Origin of the sequence: Streptomyces lydicus (assembly GCF_000717345.1) — a bacterium.
Classification (GTDB): domain Bacteria; phylum Actinomycetota; class Actinomycetes; order Streptomycetales; family Streptomycetaceae; genus Streptomyces; species Streptomyces lydicus.
In genome coordinates this window covers 234,129-244,309 of the sequence record NZ_JNZA01000005.1, presented here as the reverse complement: position 1 = coordinate 244,309, position 10,181 = coordinate 234,129, and the positions used below count along the sequence as shown (strand labels likewise).

The following is a 10,181-nucleotide window of genomic DNA, read 5'->3' as shown; positions in this document are numbered from 1 at the left end:
CCCCCGCTCGTACACCGACCGCCCCCCCCGCCACCCTCCGACGAACCTCGCCGCTACGTGGAGGTCAGGTCGCGTCAGCCGGCGGCCTTGGCGATGATGTGCCCCATCTCCGCTTGACCGAAGGCCCGCAGCGTCGTGGTGCGAACGTTGCCCACCCCACCGAGCTGGAGGAGCGTCGCCGTCGCGGTTTCGTCGTCGGGCGCCTCGACAACGGCCACCAAGTCATAGGGACCGACGGTCCAGTAGAGATTCAGGACCTTCGCCCCGAGCTTCTGTGCCGCCGAGGCGAATGCCTCCGCACGCTTCGTCGTGTCCTTGTAGTTTCGGACCCCTTGGTCGGTCCAGTTCAGCAACGCCACATACGCCGGCATGGTCTTCACCTCCACGAGAAAACGCATCGCAGCCTCAACCCTGGCCCCCACGCCCGAACCCCGCACGAGGTACACACCCGAACGAGCACTAAAGGGCGCCTGACCCCGGCGCTGGAACACTCGCAGTAACGATCGGACGGGAAGGTGCGGCGGCAAGATCGACGGCGGCGTGGGCTTCGTCCAGGATCCGGCCGATCTCGGAGGCAGCCTGCCGCGCCTTCGCCACCTCGCCCGCTTCGGCGATGTCCTCCCACCGGCGGAGGTCCGCAGCCGCCTCGGGGCGCCGCTGGATGTGGACGTAGACGGCCCACTGGGCGATGAACCGCTGGAGCGGCGACAGATCGGCGCCCTGCCGTGACTGGTCGGCCGCCTGGTCCAGCTCCCGCGTGAAGGCCGGCAGGGCTGCGGGCGCGATCTGACTGATCGCCTGTCGCAGCGCGGCAACCGTGGCAGGAGGCTGGGGAATGAGGGGCTGCCCAGCGGCGGAGGTGGTCGTGGCTACTCCCATGGGCGTGATCTGATCCCATGCGTCAGCGTATTGGTCACGAGTGCCCTTCCTCCGCTGGAACGAGTGAGGGAGAGGCAGGTGCAGCTCCCCACGTATTACGACGATCCCGACGCCCCCGAGCCCAACAGTCTCGTCGTTGCCGCTTCAGCTGTGGTGACCGACAACGAGGGCCGCATCCTGCTCCAGCGACGCCGGGACAACGGCCTCTGGGCTCTGCCGGGGGGGGTGGCATGGAAATGACCGACTCGCTTCCCGGGGCCGCGGTCCGGGAGGTCAAGGAGGAGACCGGGCTGGAGGTGGAGATCACGGGGCTGGTGGGGACGTACACCGATCCCCGTCACGTGATCGCCTATACGGACGGGGAGGTGCGCCGGCAGTTCAATGTGTGTTTCACCGCGCGGATCGTAGGGGGGCGGCTTGCCCTCTCGGATGAGCCGACGGAGCTGCAGTTCGTCCACCCTGATGAGATCGGCGATCTCCCGATGCGCCACACGCAGCAGCTCCGTATCCGGCACTTCCAGGAGCATCGAGACCCTGCGCGCCATGGGAGTGCACGTCCTGTACGGCGAAGGCGGGTTCGTACCCAACGCGCCGGGCAAGGGCCGCCCGCATGCCTATCCATGGCACCTTGCCTTGGAGGCCGCCGAGCGGGCAGCGGAGGGTCGGTCCTGACGGTCCAGGAACCCTAGGGCTACCCAGGCGTGTCCGACGGGTCAAGGTCGGACGGCCCGCCGCTCTGAAAAGCATGACGCCTGTCACCCACGTCCCGGACACCGCACCTGGTGCAATGTGTGCTGGATCGAGGCTGCACCCTCGTGGGTCCAGTTGCGCCCTTCTGAAGGTCGTCTCACCTCCCTCGGAAGGGAGGCCGCGGCGGGTGATCCATCAGCGGCAGCGGCTCTGAAGGACGGGTGGTTTGGCCGCCACTCCCTGTATCTCACCGTGTCAGGATCGGTGTCACACAGCCACTGTGGCGCGAAACCTTGCTGCATTCAGCTGGTGTGGCACACGGGGTCGGCTGAGTGGTCTGGCAGGTACGCCGCCCGTTCCCGCGCGGTGAGATCGCGGTTGACGGCTCGACAGATTTTCTGGATTGCTGCGGCAGGCTGGAGGAGGGCGACACTCGACAGCCGCGCGGTCTTGTCGTCACTGCCGGTGGCGAGCGTCTTCCCATCGGGGCTGAACGCCACTGACCACACCGTTTCTGTGTGACCGGTCAGGGGAGCACGGACCTCCTTGCCCGTCGCCGTATCCCACAGCCGCGCGGTCTTGTCGTCACTGCCGGTGGCGAGCGTCTTCCCATCGGGGCTGAACGCCACCGACCACACCGTTTCTGTGTGACCGGTCAGGGGAGCACGGACCTCCTTGCCCGTCGCCGTATCCCACAGCCGCGCAGTGTTGTCGTCACCGCCGGTGGCGAGCGTCTTCCCATCGGGGCCGTCTTGCCATCGGGGCTGAACGCCACCGAAAGTACAGGTTCGGTGTGGCCGGTCAGGGGAGGACGGACCTGCTTGCCCGTGGCCGTATCCCACAGCCGTGCGCGTCTTGCCATCGGGGCTGAACGCCACCGAAAGTACAGGTTCGGTGTGGCCGGTCAGGGGAGGACGGACCTGCTTGCCCGTGGCCGTATCCCACAGCCGCACGGTCTTGTCGCGGCTGCTGGTGGCGAGCGTCTTCCCATCGGGGCTGAACGCCACCGATTCCACCGGTCCGGTGTGGCCGGTCAGGGGAGCACGGACCTCCCTGCCCGCAGCCGTATCCCACAGCCGCACGGATTTGTCGTGGCTGCCCGAGGCGAGAGTTTTGCCATCAGGGCTGAACGCCACCGAAAGGATCGTTTCTGCGTGGCCGGTCAGGGGAGCACGGACCTCCTTGCCCGTGGCCGTGTCCCACAGCCGCACGGTGTTGTCGTCATTGCCGGTGGCGAGGATCTTCCCATCGGGGCTGAACGCCACCGTAAGTACCGGTCCGGTGTGAGCGGTCAGGGGGGCGCGGACCTGCTTGCCCGTGGCCGCGTCCCACAGCCGCACGGATCTGTCGACACTGCCGGTGGCGAGCATTTTCCCATCGGGGCTGAACGCCACCGATTCCACCGGTCCGGTGTGGCCGGTCAGGGGAGCGCGGACCTGCTTGCCCGTGGCCGTGTCCCACAGCCGCATGCCGGTGGCCGTGTCCCACAGCCGCGCGGTCTTGTCGTCACTGCTGGTGGCGAGCGTCTTGCCATCGGGGCTGAACGCCACTGACCACACCGATCCGGTGTGAGCGGTCAGGGGGGCGTGGATCTGCTTGCCGGTGGCCGTGTCCCACAGCCGCGCGGTCTTGTCGTCACTGCTGGTGGCGAGCGTCTTGCCATCGGGGCTGAACGCCACCTCAAGTACCGGGCCGGTGTGAGCGGTCAGGGGGGCGCGGATCTGCTTGCCCGTGGCCGTGTCCCACAGCCGCGCGGTCTTGTCGTCACTGCCGGTGGCGAGCGTCTTCCCATCGGGGCTGAACGCCACCGAAAGTACCGCTTCGGTGTGACCGGCCAGTCTGCGCTGCAGCGGGAGAGCCGCGGCATTTTCCAGGCTCTCAACGGCTTCAGGGGTGGGGCTGTTGTGGTAGGCATGGATGGCCAGCAGTGCGGCCAGGTCGGAGTCGTGGTTGATGAGCGTTCCTGACTGGGCGGCCAACTGCCGGGACAGGGCTGCCTGCCGTTCTGCAGTGACCGTCCGCCATTGCCAGATGGCTCCTCCCGCAGCGGTGAGGGCGAGAACGAGCAGGGCGGCGAGGACCGTGTTGAGGCGTCTGCTGCGCCGGATGACGGCCTGCTGGCGTTGCTTGCTGGCGGTGAGGAAGTCGGCGATGTCGCCTGGCAAACGGCGCTGTTCTGACCATTCGAGGCCTTCGGCGAGTGTGGTTCCTCCGAGGAGGTCTCCGGGGTCGGTGCCTTCAGCCCAACGGTTGCGCTGTTCGCGGGTGTGCTCGAGCCATTCGTTAAAGCGGTGATCTTGCCTGACCCACTCCCGCAAAGTGCCCCACTCTCGGATGAGTGCGTCGTGGATCAGTTCGGCTACTGGCTGCCCGGTAGTGGCGTTGTGGGGTCCGGAGGTGAGGGGTGTGCGGGTGGTGATGATGCGATGACGAGTAAGGACGGCTATGACGTCATCGAAGGCGTTGTCGCTATCAGGTCCGGCGTGGGGGTCGGCTGCCAGGTCGCGCAGTTCTTGCAGAGAGACTTGCTTACGGGTGGCGGGAACGTGGTGGTCGGGATCAGCGGGGCGTACCAGGGAGGTGAGAATGCGGTGGGCGGTGGGCCGGCGGTTGGGGGGTAGCTGGTTGAGGGCGGTGTCGCACCAGGTGGTGAGGCTGCCGGTGACTCCACCGATGCGCCGGTAGGCGTTGTGGGTGAGGTATCCGTCGTGGCGTCGTTTCCACAGTTGGCTGAGGGTCAGTTCCAGCAGAGGTAGTACGGTGACGGGTGCCTGGCGGGTGGTGGTTCCTTCGGGGGTGGTGGCCAGGATGTCAGTGATCATCTGTTCGGGTAGCCCGTGCTCGAAACGGGCACCTACGTCGTGGGCGGGCAGGGTGATGATGTCGTGCAGGTCTTCTTGACTCAAGGTGCCCGGCACATTGAGGAGTCCCGGCATTGCCGCTTTCAGCAACTTGGGGGCCAGAGCGGCCTGCTGGGGGTAGAAGTCGTCACGCATGATCATGATCACGCTGAGCGCGACGTGTGATTTGACCGCGGCGGTGATCTGGTCCGTGGCGGCCAGACGGCGCTCCTGCTGCCGGCCGGTCAAAGACGAGGTGAGGAGTTCCTCGAACTGGTCAATGATCAGTACGACACGCTGACGAGTGGGATCGGCAGCGAGTTTGCGGGTGACGGCCGCGGCGATCCCGTCGCTGCTGGCCCCGGGCAGCCCCGCACGCTCGAGTTCAACCAGCAAATCCTGCCCCGGCCGGGCGAGCACCGGCAGCCACCTGTCACTGCCCGGCAACTCGCCCGCAGCCAAGGCAGGCAGAACCCCAGCCTGGACCAAGGACGACTTGCCTGAGCCGGAAGGCCCGAGCAGCAACGTCATCCGCTGCTGCTGCGCCAGGTTCGCCAGCACCTGGCGCACTGCATCCTTCCGGCCTTGAAACCACTGGGCGTGTTCTGCGGTGAACGGCTCCAGTCCCCGGTAAGGGCACACATCCTGCTCGGCCAGCTCGGGCCAGATCTCCCGCAGGACCCGCGTCGGTGTGGCATAAGCGATGTCCTGCCCCCGATGGTGCTCGTCGGGGGCGGTGATCTCGGTGAGCATGCCAATGACCAGGCCCGTCACCTCATCTGCGATAGGGCCGCCACTGAACCCCGTCGTCAGGTCATTAGCACCAGTCAACTGCAGATGGGCGCCGCTGCCCTCGAAGGTCGGCAACAGATCACCAACCCTGCCAAAACCAAAATGCCCGCCCGTCGGAGCCTGAGCGGGAAACCCGAACGAGCGCACCTGACGGCCCCGACATGCCGCCGCGGAGCCCAACGACAACGGCTCGATACCTGCAGGTAGCCCACTCAGGCGCACCACGGCTACATCTTCGTCCTCCGGGGCACGCCACGCCTCCTCCAGGACAAGCCCCCCGACCTGCGGCGCGCCGGGCGCATGAGGGAAGACCAGCTGTAGCCTCTCACCGGGCCCGGCTCCGGCAGCGGACACGACGTGTGCGCAGGTGAGCACGATGTCTTCAGCCGCCAGGAAGCCAGCCCCGGCCACCCGACCATCCAGGCCAAGAACTTGCGCCACAGCAGCGGGCAGGCCCGGCGCAGCGCCATCATCCAACTCGTCAGCGACCACTGGATCACCCCGAGCCTTCGTTTGCGCTGGCACCGTCTCTCTTCCACATCATGGTCACCTTCAAGTGACCCGTAGCGCTGCTCTTGGTAATCACGGCCCCTGCCTCCACCGCAAGGTCGACACCGAACTCAACCGTGATCCCGTCGGGGCCGACCCTGCGCAGCTGATCGAGCGTCGCCCGTGCCGCCTTGGTGACCGAACCCAAAGCACCCTGCAGACTGTCCGGCAGGTCGTGAATGGCATCACTGACACGACCTGCCTTCAGTGGTCCCTGCGCCGTGCCCGGAGCCTCGACCAGGATGCAGCCCCCACCTTCCAGAGGGATCCTGGCCAGACTCGTCAAAGCTGCTCCTTCACCGATCGTGTCGTCACAATCTTGATCGTCATCGCATTCCGTGCATGCCGCATCCGAAGTCGTCCGTGCGGATGAGGCTGCTCCCCGGACGGCGGGTACCTACAAGGGCCTCTCCTGATCAGCCTCCTGCCGGCCCAACGCCGACGGCAGAACACCCTCGTCCTCGCGAGCACATGGTGGTATGGACACCAACGAGGTTCAGGGTCTTGGACTGTTGCCCGGGAGCGTTGCTCCTTCGCGTCAGGCTGTTCATGACCCCGAATACACCCCGTGGGCGCAGGCCTGATGCCATGCGGTTCGCTCCAGTGGCGGGCAGCCCGGCCACGCCATGCCTCATTCGTCTGGCAGGGGGTGGCCGCGTAGATCCCGGGCCGGGCGCATCCTGTGCACCTCTGCTCCTGGGGGGCGTTGGTGCGACTGCCAGGCGAAGACGAAGCGGTTGGCGGCAGGATCGAACGAGGTGCCGAAGGCAACTGGGGGGACGCTGAACTCTTTCTGAGACCACTCGATGATTGCTGTGGCCAGTCCCTCCGGCTGGAAGTCGACTTTGGGGAACAACACGCGGTGCACCGTGACCAGGGTGTGCAGATCTGGAGGCCGGGCCGCTTCGATTGCCTCTGCTGCCAGGCCCAATCCGTGCCGCAGCCAGCCCACTTCGTCCGGGGTGAGGCGCAACCCAGAGTGGTCGGCGGGGGGATGGCCGAGGACAGGAGTGGCGTCCAGCCAGAGCCGGTCGCTGATCCGCTGGGCGCTATTTGGAGGAGCTGCCACCGAGGCCGACCCTGCCGTGAGGTCGACGGCAATGCCCCAGGTGGGGCCGAGCACTCGGTAGGCGGCCGTCCGCATCAGCCGTCGGTGGGAGCCACGCCCACCGGGCAGCTCACGCCGGTCCCGCCGATTCCGCAGTAGCCGCCCGGGTTTTTGTCGAGGTACTGCTGGTGGTACGTACTCTCTTCATGCAGTATTTCACGTGATGACAGGGGGCTGCATGACCAACGACTCTCAGTTAGTGCCGGTAGTGGCCTACGCGCGGATCTCCGCAGACCTGGCCAAGGACGGCCATGGGGTCGACGACCAGCACAAGGTGAACGACGAGACAGCGTCGGCGCTGGGACTGAAGATCGTCCACTACTACACGGACAACGACCTCTCCGCAGCCAAGGCCGGCCTTGTGCGGCCCGACTTCGAGGCCATGCTGAGGACACTCAAGGTCGGGCACCTCCCGGACGGACAGCCGGTACGCGGCGCGCTCGTCGTGGCGGACGATCGGCTGGTGCGGCGTGTCGGTGACTATGAGCGCTTCGTGGACGCCCTGACCTACGAGGACGGGCGGGTGTATGCGGACGCCAAGGGGCTCAAGGACCTCTACAACGAAGACGTCGAGTCCATGGGGCTCTTCGGCGTGGTCATCGCGAAGGCAGAGGTCCGCAAGATCAAGCGGCGTACGCGCCGCTCGCACCGGCGGCGTGCGGAGGAGGGAATCCCTGTTGGCGGGAAACGGCCATTCGGATGGCAGGACGACAAGCTGACGCTTGAGCCCGAAGAGGCTCAGCACCTCGCACAGGCCGCACGAGATGTGATCGCCCGAAAGTCCCTCCACTCCATTCTTGCCGCGTGGCGAGAGCAAGGGGTACGGACTGTCCACGGCAACGAATGGCAGAGCCGGTCGCTCAAGCTCGCACTGTGGAACCCTCGTCTGTGTGGCTGGCGCAAGCACAACGGGGAGTTGGTGCGAGACGCTAGCGGTGTCCCCGTCGTAGGAAAATGGGAAGCAATCATCACGCCGAAGGAATGGATGGCTATCGACGCTCTCTTTTCCGCGCGGATCGGCCCCAACATCAAGGCGGACGGTACGGTCACGGACTACCGCACTCCTTCGCACCTCTTGACCGGAATTCTTCGCTGTGGGAAGCCCAAGGACGACGGGCAGATCTGTAACGCTCCTTTGCGAGTGAGCACCAGGCCGGACCTGTCAGGCGGATATGTCTACCAGTGCCAGAGCAGGTCCATGGGGGGCTGTGGTGGCAGCGCACGGAACGGCGCCAAGGTCGACGAGTACGTCACGGAAGCGGTCCTCGCGAAGCTGGAGGAACGCACTGCAGCCAAGAGCCAAGTGAGCTCTGAGTGGACCGGACAGGAAGAACTCGATCGCCTGATGGTCAAGCAGCGGAAGATGTTGCAGGCGTGGCAGGAGGACCAGGTCTCGGACGAGCTCTTCTTCCCTGAGAACCACAAGATGGAGTCTCGTATCAAGGAACTCCGCAAGGAGCGCACTCAGCATGCCTTGCAGGTTCAGCGCGCTTCAGTGGTCACGGAGAACATCCGGGAGCAGTGGTACTCGGGAAAGCTGGACATGGCCCAGAAGCGTGCTCTCGTCCGAGAAGCCCTGCATGCGGTGATCGTTCTCCCGGTCGGCGGAGGAGGCAGGCGCCCCTTCAACCCTGACCTTCTCGTCCCCAAGTGGACTGAAGGCTAGGGTCGATACGGCGAAGAGGGGCGCGATAGTTGCGCCCCTCTTTGTGTGTTCACGGTGCTTTTCCCGGGGCGTGATTACCTCTCGACCGATGGTCTCTTCGTTCTTCCTGCAAGAGATCGACTCTGAGGATTCTGGAGATGCGCCGCCATCGTTCCTCACTCCAGGCGGGAGCATTGGCTGCTTGCCTTCTTCCCCACTCGCGAGCGCTTAGGCAGGACAAGCCAGTCTTCCCCGTCGCTCCTGCAATTCATGTTCTGCTTCTTCCCTTGCTAGTTCTCGGTTTCGGGAGAGGTCTTCGGCGACTCCTGCGGCGAGTAGCGCGGCGCCGGGTGTGTGACCGGAGCCGACGTATCGCCAGTGGGCTTCCGTGATCGCGTCGGTGTCGTCGAGTGGAGTTCCGCCACGTTCGTGGTCGGCTCTCTCCGCCCGCAGAGCGGTGTACGTGGTGGAGTACGCGCGGGACTTGGTGAGGATGTGGCCTCGGTAGCCGAGCGTGTGAGCCCAAGCGCGCAGCCGCAGTGGTTCGAGTTCGGGCAGGCCGCCCAGGTGCCAGCAGGCCCGTATGAGGGTGCGTACGTGTGCCGACACGGGGGCTGCTGCGATGTCGTCTGGGCTAGCGATCCGGTAATCGAGGCCGGCGGCTGTGTCCGTAGCTCCTTTGGTGAGGTACTTGGCGACGTAGGCAGCAACTGCGTCGTCGGCCAGGCCCTCGCGGTCGCCGAAGGCGCGGAGCGGCCGGGCGTCGAGTTGGGTGCCCCAGCGCAGCTCGTGTTCCCCCACAGCTGGGCTGTAGGGGGTGCGCAGGTGTACGGCCGCCGCAGCGGTGCGGACCACGGACGAGAGCACGTCCGCCGTCGCCCAGGCCGGGGGAGGATCGTCTGTTCCGTGTGCGCCGTCGAGGCGCACCACCGCGTGGACGTGGACGGCTGCACGCTTCTGGTACTCGGCGACTTTGGCGTAGGAGATGCGAAGGCTGCGACGAAGGCCGGCACGGGTGCGGCCGGTGCGGGCAGCAAGGTGGTTGTAGAGGTTGTCGGTGAAGGCCTTCCACAGTCGTCCGGCGTTCGCGTGCCACAGGATGTGTCCCGGGTAGTCGTAGCAGTCGGGGCACAGCGGTTGCCCGTTGAGCGGGTCAGCCGTGTCGTGGACGGCAGGGCAGCCGAGAGACCGGCCGTGCTCACACTGGCCTGCGTCCCGGCGCGGTCGGCATCGTCGACGGTCTGAGGTGGCGTGATGGACGGGGCCGAAGCCGGGCGCCGTGAGCGTGATGAACAGTCGGGGCCGGGCGCGTACATCAGTGGGGACGGCCTTGCCGCCGACGAGTCCGGCTCGCACGAGGTGGAAGGTGTCGCCGGCATAGAGGCGGGAGCAGGGAGCGCAGATGGTTTGGCGGCGGTTGCGGCAGCGGATCAAGAGCCGTTCGCCAGGTTCGTCGCGGGTGTCGTAGTGGTCCAGGACCTCGCCGGTTGCGGCATCGCGGGTGGTGGTGGAGCCAGTGAGGTGAATCGGGTGGGCGCAGCCACCGGTAGCTGTTAGTTGCTCCAGCCAGCGCCCGAATTGGGGCTCTTGAACGAGGCGGATCAGGTCCTGGTCGACTTCGGAGAGCTGACGCAGGCGCGCCGAGCGGTCGAGCACGGCGCGCCTGTCAGCCGAGGGG

7 protein-coding genes and 3 pseudogenes are annotated in these 10,181 nt (G+C 66.3%); 3 read left to right on the top strand and 7 right to left on the bottom strand.

Going from position 1 to position 10,181, the window contains the following annotated elements:
* Window positions 1–74: 74 nt before the first annotated feature.
* A complete protein-coding gene (locus OO62_RS06460; RefSeq protein ID WP_033266271.1) occupies window positions 75–371 on the bottom strand; it encodes a GYD domain-containing protein in 297 nt (98 codons plus the stop codon).
* Between the two features lie 88 nt (window positions 372–459).
* Entirely contained in the window at window positions 460–879 is a 420-nt protein-coding gene (locus tag OO62_RS06455) for a DUF6247 family protein (RefSeq protein WP_051732804.1), read from the bottom strand.
* Window positions 880–957: 78 nt separating this feature from the next.
* Here OO62_RS06455 and OO62_RS36350 point away from each other — a divergent pair.
* Window positions 958–1,412 (top strand): annotated as a pseudogene (locus OO62_RS36350) (NUDIX domain-containing protein); the annotation flags it as partial.
* Window positions 1,399–1,551, top strand: a pseudogene (locus tag OO62_RS40480) (flavoprotein); the annotation flags it as partial. The pseudogenes OO62_RS36350 and OO62_RS40480, both read left to right, overlap by 14 nt.
* 320 nt (window positions 1,552–1,871) lie before the next feature.
* Here OO62_RS40480 and OO62_RS36345 read toward each other — a convergent pair.
* From OO62_RS36345 to OO62_RS37680, 4 genes and pseudogenes are all read right to left on the bottom strand, one after another.
* Window positions 1,872–5,693: an nSTAND1 domain-containing NTPase gene (locus OO62_RS36345; protein WP_248782273.1), complete on the bottom strand. Its 3,822-nt coding sequence runs from the start codon at window positions 5,691–5,693 to the stop codon at window positions 1,872–1,874.
* A 4-nt stretch (window positions 5,694–5,697) separates the two neighbouring features.
* On the bottom strand, window positions 5,698–6,036 hold the full coding sequence (locus OO62_RS06440; RefSeq protein WP_033266237.1) for a CU044_2847 family protein: 339 nt from the start codon (window positions 6,034–6,036) through the stop codon (window positions 5,698–5,700).
* Window positions 6,037–6,381: 345 nt separating this feature from the next.
* Entirely contained in the window at window positions 6,382–6,894 is a 513-nt protein-coding gene (locus OO62_RS06435; protein ID WP_033266236.1) for a hypothetical protein, read from the bottom strand.
* Window positions 6,894–6,992 (bottom strand): annotated as a pseudogene (locus OO62_RS37680) (peptide-methionine (S)-S-oxide reductase MsrA); the annotation flags it as partial. The gene OO62_RS06435 and the pseudogene OO62_RS37680, both read right to left, overlap by 1 nt.
* A 44-nt stretch (window positions 6,993–7,036) precedes the next feature.
* On the opposite strand from OO62_RS37680, the gene OO62_RS06430 reads away from it, so the two are divergent.
* A complete protein-coding gene (locus tag OO62_RS06430) occupies window positions 7,037–8,524 on the top strand; it encodes a recombinase family protein (protein ID WP_051732802.1) in 1,488 nt (495 codons plus the stop codon).
* 207 nt (window positions 8,525–8,731) lie between these two features.
* On the opposite strand, the gene OO62_RS06425 is transcribed toward OO62_RS06430, so the two are convergent.
* Entirely contained in the window at window positions 8,732–10,159 is a 1,428-nt protein-coding gene (locus tag OO62_RS06425) for a replication initiator (RefSeq protein ID WP_051732800.1), read from the bottom strand.
* Between the last annotated feature and the right edge of the window lie 22 nt (window positions 10,160–10,181).